Origin of the sequence: Segatella intestinalis (assembly GCF_029348455.1) — a bacterium.
Lineage (GTDB): Bacteria > Bacteroidota > Bacteroidia > Bacteroidales > Bacteroidaceae > Prevotella.
This window is the reverse complement of sequence record NZ_JARJVV010000007.1, coordinates 132,137-152,538: the sequence shown is the minus strand read 5'-3', so window position 1 is coordinate 152,538 and position 20,402 is coordinate 132,137. Positions and strand designations below refer to the sequence as shown.

General features: G+C 39.3%; 16 protein-coding genes. All 16 read left to right on the top strand.

From position 1 onward, the window contains the following. Positions 1 to 16: 16 nt before the first annotated feature. The 16 genes from P3T48_RS06550 (at position 17) to P3T48_RS06470 (ending at position 20,361) form a co-directional block, all read left to right on the top strand. Positions 17 to 403 (top strand): hypothetical protein, encoded by a 387-nt coding sequence (locus P3T48_RS06550; protein ID WP_276506094.1) that lies wholly within the window; start codon positions 17 to 19, stop codon positions 401 to 403. 2 nt (positions 404 to 405) lie between these two features. Continuing rightward, on the top strand, positions 406 to 1,584 hold the full coding sequence (gene traM / locus P3T48_RS06545; RefSeq protein ID WP_276506093.1) for a conjugative transposon protein TraM: 1,179 nt from the start codon (positions 406 to 408) through the stop codon (positions 1,582 to 1,584). Positions 1,585 to 1,618: 34 nt separating this feature from the next. Further along, entirely contained in the window at positions 1,619 to 2,485 is an 867-nt protein-coding gene (gene traN, locus P3T48_RS06540; protein ID WP_276506092.1) for a conjugative transposon protein TraN, read from the top strand. Between the two features lie 12 nt (positions 2,486 to 2,497). Next, entirely contained in the window at positions 2,498 to 4,681 is a 2,184-nt protein-coding gene (locus P3T48_RS06535; protein WP_276506091.1) for a type IV secretory system conjugative DNA transfer family protein, read from the top strand. A 102-nt stretch (positions 4,682 to 4,783) separates the two neighbouring features. Next, positions 4,784 to 5,260 carry a glycoside hydrolase family protein gene (locus P3T48_RS06530; RefSeq protein ID WP_276506090.1) on the top strand — a complete coding sequence of 159 codons (477 nt, stop codon included), beginning with the start codon at positions 4,784 to 4,786 and terminating at the stop codon, positions 5,258 to 5,260. A 48-nt stretch (positions 5,261 to 5,308) separates the two neighbouring features. Further along, positions 5,309 to 6,541, top strand: a complete 1,233-nt coding sequence (locus P3T48_RS06525) for a site-specific integrase (RefSeq protein WP_276506089.1) — start codon at positions 5,309 to 5,311, stop codon at positions 6,539 to 6,541. 461 nt (positions 6,542 to 7,002) lie between these two features. Beyond that, positions 7,003 to 8,061: a hypothetical protein gene (locus tag P3T48_RS06520; protein WP_276506088.1), complete on the top strand. Its 1,059-nt coding sequence runs from the start codon at positions 7,003 to 7,005 to the stop codon at positions 8,059 to 8,061. Positions 8,062 to 8,195: 134 nt separating this feature from the next. Further along, a complete protein-coding gene (mblB, locus tag P3T48_RS06515) occupies positions 8,196 to 9,341 on the top strand; it encodes an anti-phage 6A-MBL system MBL-fold protein (protein WP_276506087.1) in 1,146 nt (381 codons plus the stop codon). A gap of 3 nt (positions 9,342 to 9,344) precedes the next feature. Next, on the top strand, positions 9,345 to 11,486 hold the full coding sequence (cap2-3, locus tag P3T48_RS06510; RefSeq protein ID WP_276506086.1) for an anti-phage 6A-MBL system cap2_3 protein: 2,142 nt from the start codon (positions 9,345 to 9,347) through the stop codon (positions 11,484 to 11,486). 10 nt (positions 11,487 to 11,496) lie between these two features. Continuing rightward, positions 11,497 to 12,213 carry a hypothetical protein gene (locus P3T48_RS06505; RefSeq protein WP_276506085.1) on the top strand — a complete coding sequence of 239 codons (717 nt, stop codon included), beginning with the start codon at positions 11,497 to 11,499 and terminating at the stop codon, positions 12,211 to 12,213. A gap of 1 nt (position 12,214) precedes the next feature. Further along, complete coding sequence (locus P3T48_RS06500; RefSeq protein WP_276506084.1) at positions 12,215 to 13,306, top strand: MBL fold metallo-hydrolase; 1,092 nt, start codon at positions 12,215 to 12,217, stop codon at positions 13,304 to 13,306. Positions 13,307 to 13,629: 323 nt separating this feature from the next. Then, positions 13,630 to 15,075: a lipopolysaccharide biosynthesis protein gene (locus P3T48_RS06490; RefSeq protein WP_276506083.1), complete on the top strand. Its 1,446-nt coding sequence runs from the start codon at positions 13,630 to 13,632 to the stop codon at positions 15,073 to 15,075. A 10-nt stretch (positions 15,076 to 15,085) separates the two neighbouring features. Next, positions 15,086 to 15,958 carry an N-acetylneuraminate synthase family protein gene (locus P3T48_RS06485; RefSeq protein ID WP_276506082.1) on the top strand — a complete coding sequence of 291 codons (873 nt, stop codon included), beginning with the start codon at positions 15,086 to 15,088 and terminating at the stop codon, positions 15,956 to 15,958. A 7-nt stretch (positions 15,959 to 15,965) separates the two neighbouring features. Continuing rightward, a complete protein-coding gene (locus P3T48_RS06480) occupies positions 15,966 to 17,138 on the top strand; it encodes an N-acylneuraminate cytidylyltransferase (protein WP_276506081.1) in 1,173 nt (390 codons plus the stop codon). 170 nt (positions 17,139 to 17,308) lie between these two features. Further along, complete coding sequence (locus tag P3T48_RS06475) at positions 17,309 to 18,961, top strand: DUF262 domain-containing protein (RefSeq protein ID WP_276506079.1); 1,653 nt, start codon at positions 17,309 to 17,311, stop codon at positions 18,959 to 18,961. Further along, complete coding sequence (locus tag P3T48_RS06470; RefSeq protein WP_276506078.1) at positions 18,958 to 20,361, top strand: AAA family ATPase; 1,404 nt, start codon at positions 18,958 to 18,960, stop codon at positions 20,359 to 20,361. The genes P3T48_RS06475 and P3T48_RS06470 overlap by 4 nt, the downstream gene beginning before the upstream one ends. Positions 20,362 to 20,402 lie beyond the last annotated feature (41 nt).

Here is a 20,402-nt window from a genome sequence, read left to right as displayed (position 1 = left end):
TAAAAAAGAAATAACGATGAACACAAAAGGATTTAAGCAGATGCTCATTGGAGAGAAGATGCCCGACAAGGACGACCCAAAATACAAGGAACGCTATGAGCGAGACGTGAGAGCCGGAAGGAAGTTTGCCAAGATGTGCAGGATAGACAAGGCGGCAGCCAAGGTGCAAAGGTTTGCCGACTTGCACAAGACACTGTTCCTGGTCATCGTGTTCGGATTTGTTGGTGTGAGCTTCAGTTTCAACATCTATCGCATGGCAAGAGCTTACCATTATCAGGGCGAGCGACGCACCGCCACGGAGAGACAGGACTCGCTGATAAAGGCTCGCCATCAGAATATGGGGAATGCAAAGAACATAGTAAGGACCAATGAGGATGCACGCCATCCTCATAAAGACAAATAACGATGAAGCTGACAGAAAGAATCAATTTCAGACAACCCAAGTACATGCTACCTGCGATTGTCTATCTTCCACTGCTTGGTGCCTCCTACTTTATCTTCGACCTCTTTGATACCAAGGTGGCGGAGAAGAAGGATGCCAATATGCAGACCACGGAATATCTGAATCCGAACCTGCCACAAGCCCATATCAAGGGCGGTGACGGTATTGGAGGAAAGTATGAGAACATGTTGAACGCCTACGGCAAGATAGAAGACCATAGTGCCGTGGAGAATATAGACCGAGACAATGAGCAAGAAAAAGAAGAATACCAAAGCAAGTATTCGGATGCAGAACTGCAACAGTTGGATGCCGAAGCCAAGAAGCAGGCAGAAATGGAAAAACAGAGAGAAGCACAAGAAGCCCATGAGCGACAAAGAGAGAATGAGGCGTTGGCGGAGCTGAACAAGGCACTTGCCGAAGCAAGGCTGAAGGGACAGCAAGCCACGCAATCGAACAGCTCGACTTTAGCAGCTACCTCTCCTACCGACCTGCAAGGCTCAGCCAATGGCGGCATCAACATTGAAGGCAAGATCAAAGTGAATGAAAATGCCAGAAAGGAAGCAGACGAGAATGACAAGCCAAGTGAAGTGGTGAAAAAGGTGAAGACATCATCGGATTACTTCAATACCTTGGCAGTAAATGAGAAAGAGCCGACACTGATAAAGGCTATCATTGACGAGAATGTGAAAGCCGTGGATGGAAGCCGTGTACGTTTGAGACTGTTAGATGATGTGGAAATTGGTGAAATGGTGGTGAAGAAAGGCGCATACCTGTATGCCACCATGAGCGGTTTCAGTTCGCAACGAGTGAAAGGCACGGTAAAAAGCGTGTTGGTGGACGATGAGATAGTGAAAATCAACCTGTCACTCTATGACACAGACGGCATGGAAGGCTTGTATGTGCCAAGCAGCCAGTTCCGAGAGACCAGCAAAGACGTGGCAAGCGGAGCCGTAACCGGCAATGTGGATATGAACACCCCCAATACTGGCAGCAGTTTTTCGCAGTGGGGCATGCAGACCATGCAGAATGCCTATCAGAAAACAAGCAATGCCATAGGAAAGGCAATCAAGAAGAACAAGGTGAAACTGAAATATGGCACCTTTGTGTATCTGATAAACTCGAAAGATACCAAGAGCAAGTAAACATTAAACACAACAAAGTAAACATTACATCAATATGAATATCAAGAAGACCATTGGCACATTGATGATGTGCGCTATAACAGCCACACCCATGATGGCACAACAGACCAGTGCGGAGTGCTATCAGCCCTGCACCTACCAGGAAATGGAGCAGCTGACCGTGAACGAGCAAGTGACTACCGTCATTACGGCAAGTGAACCCATCCGCTTTGTGGATATATCCACCGACAAGATAGCAGGAGACCAGCCCATCAACAATACCGTGCGCTTGAAGCCCAAGGAGGGAATGCATGAAGATGGTGAGGTGCTTGCCATCGTAACCATCGTGACGGAACGATACCGTGCACAGTATGCATTGCTCTATACCACGAGATTGCAAGAGGCAGTGACGGATAAGGAGATACAACAGATAGAAAAGAATGCCTATAACAATCCTGCGGTCACATTGTCCTCAACGGACATGGCTCGTTATGCTCGCCAGATATGGAGTTCGGAAGCCCATGTGAACTATGTGAAGACCAAAGTCCATAAGATGGTAATGCGTCTGAACAACATCTATTCGTCGGGTGACTATTTCTTCCTGGATTTCTCCGTGGAGAACAAGACAGACATTCCGTTTGACATAGACCAAATACGATTGAAGTTGACGGATAAGAAGACCGCCAAGGCTACCAACTCGCAGATGGTAGAGTTACATCCAGTCTTCACGTTGGAGCAAACCAAGCGTTTCCGCTATGGCTACCGCAATGTGATAGTCATTCGGAAAATGACATTCCCAAATGACAAGCAATTAACTATCGAAATGACGGAGAACCAAATCAGCGGTCGCACCATCTCATTGAAAGTGAACTATAGCGATGTGTTGTCAGCCGACTCATTCAATCCGATTTTTCTAAAATAGCAATCATATCCAATGGAAGAAAGCAAGGAGCTACAAGGATTTTACAAGATATTTAGGGCGGTCATCTACATATCCGTGTTGATGGAGTTCTTTGAGTATGCCATAGACCCAAGGGCGATAGACGGTTTTGGCGGTGTGGTGTGCGACCTGCACGACCGCATCAAGCAGTGGTTCATCTACCATGACGGCAACCTGGTGTATAGCAAGGTGGTGACGTTCTTGTTGGTGTGCATCACCTGTGTAGGCACGAGAAACAAGAAACACTTGGAATTTGATGCCCGAAGGCAGGTGCTGTGCCCCTTGGTGAGTGGCGTGCTGCTGTTGGTGTTGTCCGTGTGGCTCTTTGGCTATGCGATGGACACTCGTCTCTATACTCTAAGATTGAGCACTATTCTCTATATGGTGGCAACCATCATCGGAACAGTTCTGGTGCATATCGCTTTGGACAATATCTCGAAGTTCCTGAAGGAAGGGCTGATGAAAGACCGTTTCAATTTTGAGAACGAGAGTTTCGAACAGTGCCAGAAGGAGGAATACAACAAGTACAGCGTGAATATCCCTATGCGTTACTACTATAAGGGTAAGTTCCGCAAGGGATGGGTAAACATCGTGAACCCATTCAGAGGCACCTGGGTTGTGGGTACGCCTGGTAGTGGAAAGACATTCTCCATCATCGAGCCATTCATCCGTCAGCACAGTGCAAAAGGCTTTGCGATGGTCGTTTACGACTACAAGTTTCCTACCTTGGCAACCAAACTGTACTACCACTACAAGAAGAACCAACAGTTGGGTAAACTGCCAGAAGGCTGCAAGTTCAACATCATCAACTTCGTGGATGTGGAATACTCCAAGCGAGTGAACCCGATACAGCAGAAGTATATCAATAACTTGGCAGCAGCGAGTGAGACCGCAGAGACACTGCTTGAATCCCTGCAAAAAGGCAAGAAAGAAGGCGGTGGCGGCAGCGACCAGTTCTTCCAGACCTCAGCCGTCAACTTCCTCGCCGCCTGTATCTACTTCTTCATCAACTATGGCAAAGAGCCATACGACAAGGATGGTAAGATACTGATAGCAGAGAAAGTACTTGATCCGAAGACCATGCAGATGAAGCCGACCGGTAAGGTGTTTAACCATGCAGGAGAAGAAGTGGAGCCAGCTTATTGGTTGGGCAAGTACAGCGATATGCCCCATATCCTGAGCTTCCTGAATGAGAGCTACCAGACCATCTTCAATGTGTTGGAGACCGACAATGAGGTGGCACCCTTGCTCGGACCTTTCCAGACCGCCTTGAAGAACAAGGCGATGGAGCAGTTGGAAGGTATGATTGGTACACTGCGTGTATATACCTCACGACTTGCCACCAAGGAAAGCTATTGGATATTCCATAAGGACGGCGATGATTTCGACCTGAAGGTCAGCGACCCGAAGAACCCAAGTTATCTGCTGATAGCCAACGACCCAGAGATGGAGAGCATCATCGGAGCATTGAACGCCCTTATCCTCAACCGACTGGTGACACGAGTGAATACCGGGCAAGGCAAGAACATACCAGTAAGCATCATTGTGGATGAGTTGCCTACACTCTACTTCCACAAGATAGACAGACTGATAGGCACAGCCCGAAGCAACAAGGTGAGCGTAGCCCTGGGCTTTCAGGAGTTGCCGCAGTTGGAAGCCGACTATGGCAAGGTAGGTATGCAGAAGATCATCACCACCGTAGGCAATGTGGTGAGCGGTTCTGCACGAAGCAAGGAAACGCTCGAATGGCTGTCCTCCGACATCTTCGGCAAGGTGGTGCAACTGAAGAAAGGCGTGACCATCGACAGAGACAAGACGAGCATAAACCTGAATGAGAACATGGAGAGTCTGGTGCCAGCCAGTAAAATCTCGGACATGCCGACAGGATGGATCTGCGGACAGACCGCAAGAGACTTTGTGGCTACCAAGACCGGCATGAATGGCAGCATGAACATACAGGAAAGCGATGAGTTCAAGACCAGTAAGTTCTATTGCAAGACCGACTTCGATATGGCAGACATCAAGAAGGAGGAAAGTGAGTATATGCCACTACCCAAGTTCTACACCTTCAAGAGCCGTGATGAACGTGAGCGCATCCTCTATAAGAACTTCGTGCAGGTCGGTGAGGACGTGAAAGCCATGATTGCAGAGATATTCAACAAGAAGAACGCCAAGTGACAAGCCAATGACACCCCAAAAAGCAAAACAAGAACAACATCCATGACGAAAAAGATAAGGACATATATTACCCTAATGCTCTTGTTTCTGTGCCAAAGCATCGTGGCACAGAACAAAACACCTACAAACGATAGCCCAAGCCAAACCGACTTGGGCATCTTTGCTTTGCCACCCTTTGAGCGAGCCGTGCGGTGCATCAAGTATTACGAGGGATGGCACGATATTAAGCGCAACTATCCCTATATCGGATGGGGACATCGGATTTTGCCGCATGAGAAGTTCAAGAATAATCTCACTTATCTGCAAGCCGACTCCCTGTTGCGCTCAGATCTCACCAAGTTATGTGCCATGTTTCGTAAGTACGGTAGAGACTCACTACTCCTTGCCGTACTTGCCTACAATGTCGGCCCCTACAAGATATTAGGGAACAAAAGATTTCCGAAGAGCCGTCTCCTGCAAAAGATTGAGCGAGGATTGCGTGACATAGAAAAAGATTACCTTGACTTTTGCAGATGGAGAGGCAAGCATATCCCATCCATCAGAAGACGGAGACAAACAGAACTTTTACTGCTTATATAATAAGGCGTAAACCGAAAAAACATTATTCACCATTAAGATTATAGCATTATGGCAACAGTAAAAGTAAAGTTCCGTGCCTCCTCGGTGGAGGGGAAGGAAGGCACATTGTATTATCACCTTATCCATCAGCGCAATCTGCGTTGGATCAGTACCGACTATCATGTCTTTCCTGAGGAGTGGAACGACAAAAAATCGGCTATCATCATTAGTGATCGCAATAATCGTCAGGCACATCTACAACTCATCCAGTCAAAGATAGATTGGGAGATGAAGCAGATGCAGCGCATCATCCATGACAAGGAGATGGTGCGCATCCCTTATTCCATTGACGACATAGCCAAGGAAATCCAGCAACTGCCGCCAAGCCAGAGCGTATTTACATTCTTCCGACAGCAGATAGCCAAGAAAGAGCAGATGCAGTGCATAGGTACCAAAAACAACTATGTCAGTGCCGTCAATCGCTTCATGGAGTTTCGTGGTCACGAAGACCTCGCCTTCACCCAGATGACAAGCGACATGATGGAGATGTATCAAGCATGGCTTTGGAACAGAGGCGTAGGGCAAAACACCGTGGCGTTCTATCTGCGCACACTCCGCACCCTCCACAACAAGGCGATAGAAGCAGGGCATGCTCCCGACAACGACATCTTCGCCCATGTGCAGACCGCCAATGTGAGAACTGGCAAGCGAGCCATTTCCGTCAAGGATATTCGCAAGATTGAAAAATTGGAATTGCCTCGCGGTTCATCTCTTGACAAGGCACGAGACCTGTTCTTGCTCAGTTTCTATCTGCGTGGTATGGCATTCGTGGATATGGCATTCCTGAAGAAAAGCGACTTGAAATGCGGAATGATAAGCTACAACCGTCGAAAGACCCACCAAAATCTCAATATCGAATGGATGAAATCCATGCAAATGATCATAGACAAATACGCCGAGCAAACTAAAGACTCTCTTTATCTGCTGCCTATCTTGACAGGCAAAGATACTTCGCTTTATACCGCATACCGTAAGGTGGAACACAATACCAACTACAATCTGAAGAAAATTGGTGAGAAGATAGGCTTGAAGATACCGCTGACCACCTATGTGGCACGCCACACATGGGCAAGCGTCGCCCTGCACATGAACATTCCGATAGCCACTATCAGCGAGGGAATGGGCCACAGCTCCTACAAGACCACACAGATTTACTTACAGTCGTTAGACATGGCAACCATCAACGAAGCCAACGAGCAAATCATAAAAAAAATCCGATTAAACGAGTGCAATGAAAATTAGTTTTCAGATTGCTGAGCGTGAGGATTTTATCAAAAGATCTTGAAAGATTTGTAAACAAATAGTCATATTTACACAATCCCGAAATGAAGGGGTAAAATGTTTAGCAAATTTCACGCTTTCTTCTTATAAGAGAGCAAACTCGCTACAAAAATACGAAAATTAGTTGGATTACATGTCAGATTTTATCATTTTCTGTATGTCATTCTAAAAAAATCACACAAATGTTTAGCAAATCTGCCTTGGACGATTCCTCCAAGTAGCAGATTTGCACTTGTTTCGGCTGTTTTGCGCTTTTATAAGAAGAGAGTGTAATGAATGTAAAATAATGATACATGTGCAAAGGCAGTAATGTCTGATACTCATAAATACGATTAAGATTATGCACAGCAATAATAAATTGACTATATCTCCACAACCATCATGTATGGTTGTAGCTGAGGACATAAAGTAGAGCAGAATTTATGAAACCGGATGGTACAAGTTCTTTTTCTACAGCCGACGAGAAACTTGTTTCTCCAAAGGGCAACCACGTTACAGAGCCAGACGCAAAGACTGGTTCTGCGATAAAGAAGTGTCGTCAATCGAACGGAACAACATGGTCTTACGTCTTTGTTCACAACAGCAAAGTGAAGAAGATGGAGGAACAGTTGGAGACGGACAAGATAACCTTTTTTGTGCATAAGACTGTGCGTTATTTCAAGAAATTGGGCAAGCAAAAGGTTCAACATCAAGAAGTTCCGACCGTCAGCGGACTTGTCTTCTTCCAAGGTTTTCCCGAAGAAATACAAGCCTATCTCGATAAGCACTTCTCTCACGCCCGTCTGTGTAAGAATTGTAGCACAGGCAAGGTAGCAGAGATACCCGACTCACAGATGCAACCATTCATGCGTGTCACGGAAACCTCTCCTGAGCGCATCCGTTTCCTTCTCCACCCTTATCATTATTATGCTCGCAACCGCATTCTCCTCCGTATCACCACAGGTGAGATGGCTGGATTGGAAGGCTACATCATTCGTATTGACCGAGATCGCCGTCTGGTGATGGACATCGGCGGAATGAGTGTAGCAATCAGCGGTGTTCATGCCGAGCACTTTGAGGAAGTGGAGCAAAGCAAAACCTCAATCACCCATGAGAACATCTTTTATCAACGCAACCTGCAAGAGCGACAAGTGCTGATAGACCGCTATTTCCATCCTGTAAAAGACGACAAGGAAGTGGCATTGCAAGCAGAAAACATCGATTATCTGAGGAAATACGCTTTGGACGAGTTGGCGCATAACCGTATCAATATCAATGATACATGGAACATCTTTTCCTTTATCATCGAGGAGATAAACTACTACTATGCGCCCTTTGTAGAACAGTTCAAGGAGCACCTTGACCCCATCATGTGTGAAGGAGGCAAGGTACTCCAAGAAATGGAACAGATTATCAAAAGTCCTCATATCAGTCCTAACGACAAGACCAGATACGAAAATGACTATCAGGAGATATTGTCGCATTACGAATATCTGTTCTAAATAGCAATATTACAGTTTCATTATATTATCCATCATTGCCATGACCAAGGAATTGTGGCGCAAGATTATGGATGAGGTGAGTGTGAGCGAGGTGATATAATAATTGATTTAGTAACAATAAGTAATTGCAAAATATGAAACATCTAATAAAGTTTTATCCCGTAGAGAATGCTGATTGCACACTTATTAAGCTGAGCAATGGCATGACTATCATCGTAGATTGTCAGTTGTTTGATAATTTAAACGATGAAGAAGGAAATCAAATCCGTTATGATGTCAAAAAAGATTTATTGAAAGAACTTGGTACAGATAGTAATGGTTATCCATATGTGGATTTATTTGTAAGCACCCATCCACACGATGACCATTGTAAAGGATTTGAAGGAAACTTTTATCATGGAAATCCAGATGAGTATGATTCAAAGAAAAATGCAAATGAGATAATCATAGGTGAGTTATGGGTAACACCACGTGGAATTGGCAATGAATTAGCAGATTCTGCAGAAACGATTCGCCAAGAGGCAAAACGTCGTAGACATCTGTATGATGATAATAAGAATTTCGTTGGAAGCTATGGAAATTTCTTGAGAATTGTTGGTTACAACAAACAAGCAACTTTTGATGTTCGATATGGATATGTTCCTGGTACGCTTGTAACAACTATTGATGGACAAGATATGACTTGGCTTGAAATGTTTATTCATGCACCATTCAAGGAGGATGTGGACAAAAGTAAAGCTGAAGACGATAAGAACGCCACTTCTATTGTTGTCCAATATCGCTTTAAAGTAAAAAATGATATTGGTGAAATTCAAACCGTATGCAAATTATTGATGGGAGGTGATGCCGAACATGAAATATGGCAACATATTATAGACAACAATACAGATGATGAAAATCTAAAGTGGAATATATTTATGTCGCCACATCATTGTTCTTGGACTTTTTTCAACGATTCAGAAAACAAGGATGAAGTATTACCATCTGCTGATACTATTATGGAGAAGCAGATAGGTATGAAGTCATGTGTCATAGCATCTTCTAAAAAGATACTTGATGATGACAAGAATCCTCCATGTTATCAAGCGAGAACAGAATATATGAAAAGGTTGAAAAATAAAGATAATTTCTTTAACACTGCCATCGATCGTGTGCAAGGGAAGATTCCTCAGCCTATCGTTTTTTACATAGACAAACATGGTAAAAACAAGATTTATCAAGCTTCAACAGCAGGTGAATCTGTAGTTACACGTCCTGCTCCAAGAGCAGGAGAAAACTAACAAATGGAAATGGGAAGGGGCTATAAAATAGTTGAAGGCTGTAAAATCCAAGGAATTCATTTGCGTCTTCCGAGGGCTATATCCATATACAGGGCTGCAATGCGTCATGAGCAAGTGGATATACTCTCCTGTCAACGTAAATCAGATTCAAGTGAAGTAATTATTCTTAGGTTATCCCATTTGAACATTCCAGACGAACCTGATTTCCCCATTTTGACGAGTGAAGACATCGCTATACGCTGTCTGAAAGAAGATTTGGAATTGCCGGAAGTATATGCTATACGAAAAGACTTTCCCATAGGACTTCCACATTCTAATATAAGGGAACATGCTCGTCCTGTATCAATATGTGTCTCTGATGTGCAGTTTTCGGATATTCGTCCTCAATTCAATGCTTTTGATTTTATCAATAGCATTATCAGGTGGTTTAATTTGAATAGCATAGGAGAATTGCATGAGAAAGATCGGCCTTTGGAAGTATTTTTCCAATACCATGATTTTTGTGGAATGGTCAATAGTTTCTCAAGCATTACACCTTATGGCGCATATAAAAAGAGGACAGAACACACTTATACCTTAGAATTTGTTGGCAAGTCACAAGCAAATTGCGATATATGCATGATCGTCTTAAAACCTACAATTTCAAAAAACTTGGCATTTTTACCTAAGAATATAGGTGAGTTAAATGTATTGGAAACGATTGATGGCAAGTCTGTAATAGAAACGATACTCGATTTTGCAAGAAAGACGGATGGTAAATCCGAGAGAAGTTTATTATTGATGTTGGCTATTCAACGGAAGAATCTAACTTCTGCCTCTACAGATAGGATAGACCTTGCCATTGTAAAATTAGGGAAAAGCATTCATGATATAGAGAATTACAGAAGACGTGCATGTGACAAGAATACATTTAAAGCATGGTTAAAATCCTTGCCAATAAAGGTAGAAATGCTATTGGAAAACCCTTGTAAAGAAGTGAACGTCTCGCAAAATGGTAAAACGACATTATACTCACAAGTTACTTTTATTGGTACAGGCACTTTAGGCTCTAACATCATTGATCATTTTGTGCGTGAGGGTATATCCGATAGCATATGTATTGTTGACTTCGATGTTTATTGCTCGCATAATATCAGTCGGCATATACTACAACCAAGAGACATTATGAAGTCTAAAGCCTCTTGTATAAAAGACCACTTTGATGGAATTTCTGGTACTAAGATTTTCTCTATTGATAAAAACGCAATGAGTCTGAAGCCTCATGAAGAAAAAATGGCATTCAGCAATACGGATTTGGTCGTTGATGCCAGTACTTCAATAGGTGTAGAACGAAAGCTTGCATTATCTTCCAAGTATGTGGGTAAAAGAAAATGTACATTGTTCCTTAATCCTAAAGGCAATGATTTGGTTTATATGATGGAGGATATGAATGGAGAGCAGCGGCTTGATTTGTTAGAGATGAGCTATCAATATAATTTGATTACATCTGACATTTTGTCTAACCATCTCGACACTGCAGATTTGAGAAGAACAAATGACTTCAGCTGTAGATCTGAATCAAATGTTTTGGACTATGATAATATTGGAATGCTTGCATCTGTCGCATCTCAACAGATACAAAAAACGACACAACAATCAGATTGTCAGTTAAGTATTTGGAGAGTAGATAAAGAGAACAGCACAATCTCTAAGATTGGCATGAAAATCCTTTCATGGGATAGACAGATTATTGATAATGTATCCGTTTATTGTTCCACACAACTAATTGATGAAATTAGCACACTGCGTAAAGCAGATTTGACTAAAGAAACTGGAGGTTGTCTCTTTGGCTGCTATGATAAGGACGCAAAAAATATATACGTTTTTTATCAACACTATGCTCCATCAGATAGTAAATGTTCTTACAATTATTTCGAAAGAGGCTGTAATGGTATGTTGAATGTATTGGAACAAATTTCCAAAAGGACATATCATCAGGTAAGGTATTTAGGAGAATGGCACTCTCATCCAAATGCAAGTTGTTCACCAAGTTCTTTAGATAAAGAGCAATTTGCTAAAATGAGTGAGCAAATGAGAGATGAAGATTTACCATTTGTGCAACTAATTATGGGTACAGATGGAATATATATAAAAGCAATTATGTAAACGATAAAATATGAAGGACTATGAAACTTACGCTCGGAAATATCCCGCGATAATTTCGATGTTGATACCAGCAATTGTTACAACGCAAATTTTATCTTCTTGGTTCAGCCAATTCCAAGATTGTTTTGGAACTGTTCTTTCGCTAATTGGAATATTTGTACCAGTTGGAGTTGTTTATGGTGCAATTGGTTATTTTGCACGTCAATTATTTAGGGATGCTTCAAAAATGTTTTTCCAGTTTCCCATCTTTAAGGAAGATGAAACGGAAATGCCAACTACTAAACTTTTATTATGGTCTGATAAGAAACGAATGTCAGCAAACATGATAAAAACTATAGCGGCGAAATTAAAGGAAGACTTTGGCATAAAGCTGTTGAGCGAAGCTAAAGAGCAAAACAATTTGTTGGAAGCAAAGAAAACTATAGTTGATGGGGTTGGAAAAATTCGTGAGGTGACAAGGAATAACCCGAATCTCCTTCAATACAATATTGATTTTGGATTTTGCCGAAATTATCTGGGCGGAGCAGTTTATTCCACATCCTTCTTACTGATAATTTTATTTTTGAATATATTTGATGTAGTTGATAATTGGCAAATTACACTAATCGCTCTTGCTTTTCAAGTACTTTTAGGCATTATTGTTTTTGTAAGTTTGAAAAGCAAAGGATATAGTTATGCTCGTGCATTGTTTAATGCATATATAGGAAATTCAGAATATAATTGGTAAAATGCAAGATTTTAAACTTAAACAGCCACAACCTTTAAGGATTGTGGATTATCATATTGAAATGCTTTCTGTTGGTGCTGCCGATTGTTTCATTATCTATTATACTGATAGCAAAGGCTGTAACAAATTGATTCTTGTTGATGCCGGCAATTATAAAGACGGACAGAATATCATCAATCATATTAGGAAGTATTATTCTAATCCTATAATAGACTTGGCAATTGTAACACACCCCGATGCTGATCATTTCGGGGGCTTTGTTAAGATGTTGGAGAAAATCAAGGATGCAGAAGATGATGCTATACCTATTAAACAATTTTGGTTGAATAATCCTCAGAATCATGTCAAAGTAACTCAAGTGCAAAACGAAATTAAGGAAACCACGTTAGCAAATAGAGTCGCAAGATTATTTGACCAAGGTGAAAGTAATCTTTTGGATTTGATAGAATCCCTAAGAATTTCAATATCGGATAAGTTTGCTCAACCTATTTTTTATAAGGATAAGGTAACAGGGATAATTGTTGCAAAACCAAGTAAGGAAAGAGATTTTTTAGGTCTTACTATTATTGGTCCAACTTTGGGCTATTTTGAGAAACTTGCACCGAATATGAGATTTGACAATCTGAAAGGTTATTCGTATGATGCCAAAGATGATGATGAAGCTTTTAGACCGACTGAATCGTGTTTGAGCAAAGCATTGGACGATGCTACTGATGACTCTTCAGTTCATAATCAAAGTAGTTTAATTTTCATGTTTGAGCCAGAAATAGGAAAGAAATACTTATTTATGGGAGATGCAGGGGTTGAAGCATTGGCAAATATACCACAATGCCATAAGAAAGCCATCAAAGATATATATTGGCTAAAAGTTCCTCATCATGGCAGCAAACATAATCTTGATAGTAAGACTATTTTGTTTTTGCATCCCAAGGAGGCTTACATTTCTACAGAAAAACAAGGACACTATTTGAATCAATGTACCATCAATGCATTAAAGCAAATAGGTTGTAAGGTTTTCTCTACGCATAGAAATAAAGCAAATTTCCTTCATCATGGCGAACGTGAGGAGTATACAACTGCAATGCCAGAATAACCATGGATAAGAGAGATAATAAAATCGGCTTAGCTTATAAGCATTCAACCCCTATTTTGGCAGTTAGAAGATCATCAGCAATATGCAGAAAGTAAAGTCTCGCAACGGTCGCATTTGGCAGTGGTAACAGAGGGATATGAGCAAGAGAAGAAGATTGCCGATTCAGTACTTGAGATTCCACTCTCAATGCACTTGTGCCATTACTGAGTGTATTACCCCTCCAGATACTTGCTTATTATGTGGCAGTAGATAAGGGATTGGATGTGGATATGCCAAGTAATCTGGCAAAGAGTGTAACGGTAGAATAAGATGAGAAATAATAAATGGAACAAGATAATTTAAAACAAAAAGTAAGTAAAGGACTCCTTTGGAATACAATACACAACTTGTCGATGAAAGGCATTCAGTTTTTACTGATGCTTTTTATGGCTCGCCTTCTTTCACCAGATGACTATGGAACTGTAGGTTTGTTGGCGATATTCATCCAGTTGTCTAACACCTTTGCCGAATCAGGCTTTTCGTTAGCATTAGTAAGAAAGCAAGATAGAACACAGGTTGATTTGTCCACAGCTTTTTATTTTAATATAGTTGTGGGTATTATTTGTTATTTTATAGTATTCTGTATTGCACCTTGGGTTGCAGACTTTTATAGCAAACCCATATTGACGTCCTTGCTAAGAGTACTGGCTCTTACAATTCCTATCAGTTCATTGAGCACAGTACTTGTTGCTATGATGAATTACAACATGCAGTTTAAAAAACAAGCCATGATTTCCATTACTCATACTCTTGTCTCTGGAGCATTGGGATTGGCAATGGCCTTTATGGGCTATGGCGTTTGGGCTTTGGTTGGTCAGAGTTTGATAGCAACATGTTTAGGGACTGTGCTCTGCTGGCTTCTAAATCGTTGGCATCCTTCTTGGATATATTCTTGGAAATCGTTCCACGAAATGTTTGGATTTAGCAGTAAGTTGCTTCTAACACGCATTATAGATACTATTTATGGCAATGTGTATAGTATAGTTATAGGTAAAGTTTATTCTCCTGCAACATTGGGACATTATACCAGAGCACAAAATTGGGCAACTATGCCATCAACAAATATAGTAGGTATATTGAATAATGTGTCATTTGCTTCTTTGTCCAAAATTCAAGATGATATAGAACGTTTACGGTCTGTTTATCGCAAAATGATAAAGACATCAGCATTTATTGTATTTCCGCTGATGTTTGGCTTGTCTGCAGTTTCTCTGCCTTTGATCTTTTTTACAATTGGAACAAAATGGGAGTTGTGTGCTCAGATATTGCAGATTATATGCTTTATGTTTGTCTTTATGCCTATCCAATCATTGAATATTAATCTAATCCAGGCTATGGGAAGAAGTGACTTGTCTTTGAAGATAAGTGTTGTAGGAAAGGTGTTGTCTCTTCTTGTCCTTTTTGGTTCATTGCCATTTGGTATTATTCCTATGTGCTGGTTTAGTGTTATATCTTCAGTAGTTATATTGTTGATTAATTTTTATTATGTAAGTAAATTATTAGGATTATCGATTTTAAATCAGTTAAAGGATTTGTTTCCTTCAGCCTGTTTGTCTGCAATAATGTATATTGCTGTATTATTTACAATTAGACTGTTTTCAATAGATTGGATACAACTTCTTGCTGGCATTTTTGTAGGTATGGCTCTTTACACAGGTCTTGCTTATGTATTTAAAATGAAGAGTTTGTATGATACCATAGGTGTCATTAAAAATATGATTCATAAATAAATATAAGAATATGAAAGCTCCAAAAATTATTGCAGAAATCGGTTGCAATCACAAAGGTGATATGGCAATCGCAAGAGAAATGATTATGACGGCTGCAACTTATTGCAAGGTTGATGTCGTTAAGTTTCAAAAACGTTGTAATAAAGAACTTCTGACTCCAGAAGAGTACAATGCACCACATCCACATCCTGAGAATTCTTATGGTAAGACCTATGGAGAACATCGTGAGTTCTTGGAATTTACTCTTGACCAGCACAAACAACTTCAAGAGTGGTGTAACGAGTTAGGTGTTGAATATTCAACCTCGGTTTGGGACTTAACATCAGCAAAGGATATATGTACTCTTCATCCGAACTTAATCAAAGTGCCTTCCGCTTGCAACCTCAACAAACCACTACTCTCTTATCTCTGTGATGAGTTTGGTGGTGAAATTCACCTTTCTTTTGGCATGACATCGAGAAATGAGGAAGAACAAATCATAAAATTTTTCGAGGGAAAAGGCCGTAACAAGGATTTGGTTATCTATGATTGTACATCTGGATATCCAGTACCTTTTGAGGATATTTGCTTGTTAGAGATAACCCGTTTGCGTGAGTTGTACGCAGATAGAGTGAAGGCTATAGGGTTCTCTGGTCATCATCTCGGTATAGCTGTTGATAGCGCGGCTGTTGCCTTAGGTGCAGAGTGGATAGAACGCCACTATACACTCGATAGAACTTGGAAGGGAACAGACCATGCTGCTTCTTTGGAACCAGATGGCGTGCGAAAGTTGGCTCGTGATTGTCGTGCTGTTGCCAAAGCACTGTGCTATAAGAAAGAAGAAATTCTTGATATAGAGAAAGTGCAGCGAAATAAGTTGAAAAAGAATCAGGTAAAATGGTAATTGACAAATGAAAACAATAGCTTTTATTCCTGTTCGAGGTGGCAGCAAGTCTATACCACTAAAGAACATAAAGCCATTTTGTGGCAAGCCCTTGGTTTGTTGGAACATTGAAGCACTTGAGAGATGTCCACTGGTTGATGAGATTGTTGTAGCAACAGATTCCGATGACATTTGGAATACAGTGGAAAAACAGAAGTATCAGAAAACTGTTCTTTACAGACGTTCTGCCGAGAATGCTTGTGATACCGCGTCAACAGAAAGTGTTATGTTGGAGTATATACGTTATGCTCAATTGGCTGATACCGATATATTCATGTTAGTACAAGCTACTTCTCCATTGACAGAAACCATACATTTTACAGAGGCATTACAAATGTTTCACAAGGGAGAATATGACAGTATTATTACTTGTGTTCGAAATTATCGTTTCTTTTGGAATGAAGACGGAACTTCTATGAATTATGATTATAGAAACCGTCCACGTCGTCAGAATTTTAAGGGTATGCTAATGGAGAACGGTGCCTTTTACATTAATGCTGTAGCAAATGTTAAGGGAAATAAAAATCGTTTAAGCGGTAAAATTGGTATCTATGAAATGCCTGAATATACCGCAACAGAAATTGACGAACCTGACGATTGGATTGTATTGGAAGAAATGATGTGCCGTCATGTATTGGCAAAGAATCATCCAAAAGACTATAAGGAGGTAAAATTGTTTCTTTCTGATGTTGACGGAACATTGACAGATGGAGGAATGTATTATAGTGAAAATGGAGATGAACTTAAAAAATTCAATACTCGTGATGGAATGGGCATGAATATGCTTCAGAGTAAAGGTATCAAAATCGGTATTATCACGAGTGAAGATAGAAAACTAAACCAAAGAAGAGCAGACAAATTACATCTTGATTATTTTTGCCAAGGTAAAGCCAATGGCGGAAAATTAGATACCGTTAATGGAATTGTTGAAAAGATGGGCATATCTTTGGCTAATGTTGCGTATATAGGTGATGATGTTAATTGCCTACAGCTTTTGTCTGCTGTTGGTTTTGCCGCTTGCCCATCAGATGCTTCTTCTGCAGTGAAAAACATTCCTTATATAGAGATTATGCAGAGAAGAGGTGGATATGGGTGTGTACGTGAATTTTGTGATAAGATTTTAAATGGGCTACAACTATAATAAATAAAGATTGTAAGTCAAGTTTTCAGTAATGTATAAAAATAACTTGCACAAGAAACTTTAATTAGAGTACTTTAGTTAAGGCATCCAAGTTTATAATTGTGCAAGTTATTTTCACATATAACTTATTTGAAAAAATATAATATTCTTGATGTAAAATATTTCAATACATGGCACTTTCTTTACGAGCAGAGCAAAAGAGTATAACAAATCTCTTTAATAGTGGGGAGGACGTTTATGTTATTCCTGAATATCAGCGGCCCTATTCTTGGAACAAGGATACTTGTTTCCAATTCTATACAGATATAACAAATGCTTTCTTAGATGGGAAGGATTATTTTGTTGGTAATATTATTATGGCACGGAGTGATATGGAAACTAATAGACCTAATGTGGTTGATGGACAGCAACGATTAATAACACTTTGGCTATTTACGAAAGTGTTGACAGTCCTACATCCGGATAAATCACGTCTTGTTCGTTTGTTGGAAGTGGAGTCTGTGTTGTCTGATAATTCTTTACCACGAATAGATTCCAAGGTTTATGAACACGATGACCAAAGAAACATAGAATCGGTTTTAAGTTATACTTTTGATACATTTGAGAGTATTTGGCAAGAATTGTCTGAAGAAAAACACAAATTAGTGCATGAGAAAAAATATAGTAGAATAGAAATTAATGCTCTTTATTTATATAAATGGATGTCTGAGTTTTATGTAAATTTAGGTTGTCATGAAAAGAAAACAGAGTTTTTGGTCTATTTCTTAGATCATGTATATCTACTTCCTATTGAGCTTGATGGCAAGGACATGGAAGAGGCAAGTGATAGAGCATTGACAATATTTGAAACGATTAATAACCGTGGACAAATATTGGAAGATTCTGATATATTTAAGGCTCGCTTGTATAAAAGTGCTAAGGCGGAAGGAAAAGGAGATGATTTTATTGAACAATGGCTTGAGTTTAATGCAATTTGTTCAGATTTAAAGATAAGTGTTGATGATTTGTTTCGTTATTATTATCATATATTACGTGGACAGGAGGGGGTTACTACTAATGAAGGAAGTTTGCGTGAATATCTGACGCGTGATAATAATTCAGCACTTAGTGCTAAACCTTATAAGAAGGTGGTAGAAGATTTGGCAACCATTGCTGGTATCTTGCAATGGATGAATGCACCTGAAAAAATGTCTATAGAAGTTGCCCAAATGGTTCAATTGTTATCTCAATATACTAATCAATATCCAAAATATGCTTTGGTAAACTATGTTTTTACAGAAGGGATAGAATACGAGGATAAATTAAAAAAATTCTTAAGAACAATTGTAAAGTACTATTACTACCGTGGGGCAACAATACAAGTAAAATACGAGACATACCGTATAAATAAGCTAATAGCGAATCATATAGAGATTGAACCTTATGATTGTAGTGATATCGATGAAGACTATTTTGAACATTTAGGCCTATTAAGAAATGGATATGCCCTGTTGGCACATTATCTCATGTTCCCTGATAAATATGAGAGTAATATATATTTCGACAAGATAATTTATAGACGAGATTTTGAAATTTTGTCTCCAGAATGGCATAGTATGAATTTTGATGAAATCAACAACAATATAGCTAATTTTATAGTTCTGGATGTTCCTAAACGCTCCTTAGCATTTAAAGCTAAAAAAACGTATTATTCAAAATCAAAATTAAAAGATGTGCGTGACATTTTCGGAACATCTACGCCTTTGTCTTTAGGCGTTTTCTTGGAACGGGAAAAAACATTAAAGTCAATTCTTTTAAGATACTTTAAAATGTTGGAGTTATGAATTCACTTTTTCTACATAACTTTAAAGCCTTTAAAGATGATTTCTCGTTGAACCCTAATGGAGATAATGTGTTGCTTTATGGTGAAAATGGTGCTGGAAAATCATCATTGTTTGAGGGTCTCAAACTATTTTATTTTCAAGAACGCTTGTTGAGAGAACGTATTGCTCCTAATATAGTAGGACAAGCAAGAATTGATGAAACAAAACAGGTATTAGATGAATATAAATATGCTGATAATCTAGCCATGAAGGTGAGTGTTGATAATGTTGACTTTGATTCTCATGATAATATAAACGATAGTATATTTTTAGTATCATATCAAAATATTGCTCAAACAGATGTTATTTGTATAGAAGATTTGGTAAATAATGCTTATTTTTCTCAAAAAGATAATCATTTGCATTGGATAAGTGATGACTTCATAAATATGATAATCGATTGTGTAAATGAGGATTTGGAAGATTGTTTTTGGATGGAGGGTGTTAAAGTTCATTCTATTGATATTCATGGAAGATGTTCAATTGAAAATTCACAAAATAAGATACCGAAGTCAATAGAACTTTATAAGTTTTTCAATGAATCTATAATTCATGTTGTTAAATTTATTATATTGATAGAAGCTATGGGCTATTTCCAAAACCAAATATTAAAACCTATGCTGGTCTTAGACGATTGCTTCAATAGTTTAGATATGCCGAATAGGACTTTTATGATGAAATTCTTGTTGAAGAAGACTGTCGGTATTCAAAAAGTTGTCCTCACACATAATATAGGTTTTTATAATCTTTTTATCCATATCATTCAAAATGTCGCAAAGCAAGAAAATGATTGGAAATTTTATCAGTTAGCAAAAATAGGAGAGGAAAGAATATTGTTGGATGGTTCTGAAGATACAACGGCTGATATAAAGCAAAATATGGAAAATGATTCTGCTGCAACAGTTGGAAACAAATTGCGTCAGCGATTTGAAATACTTGTTTATAAGTTGAGTAGTCTGAATAATATAGGCGAATTACAGGAAACTAAGGATTTATTAGATAAAATGTGTTCGCCAAATGCACATATTCATTTATCCAAGCAAGGGGATGTTGTGAAAGATATTTATACCTTAGTAGATGAAATATATTCTAACGTGACTAATGGTAATGAATATAAGTTAGCCAAGCGGTTGAAAGAGAAAATTGATAATTTTAGGAAACATGATTTCATGAAACTTATAAAACCCTCGCTTGTGGAATTGAGGCTATTACAGAAAGTGGCATTACATCCAGCCTCTCATGGACACCATGGTTTACCACCTATCTCGGAAAACGAAATAGATGTCTCTTTAGTATTATTAGAGAAATTGGAAAATGCAATAAAATCTGTTTCTTCAAGAGAAGATGTTAGTTCTATTTGACTATAATAATATTTTTAGGCAAAAATAAATATTGATTAAAA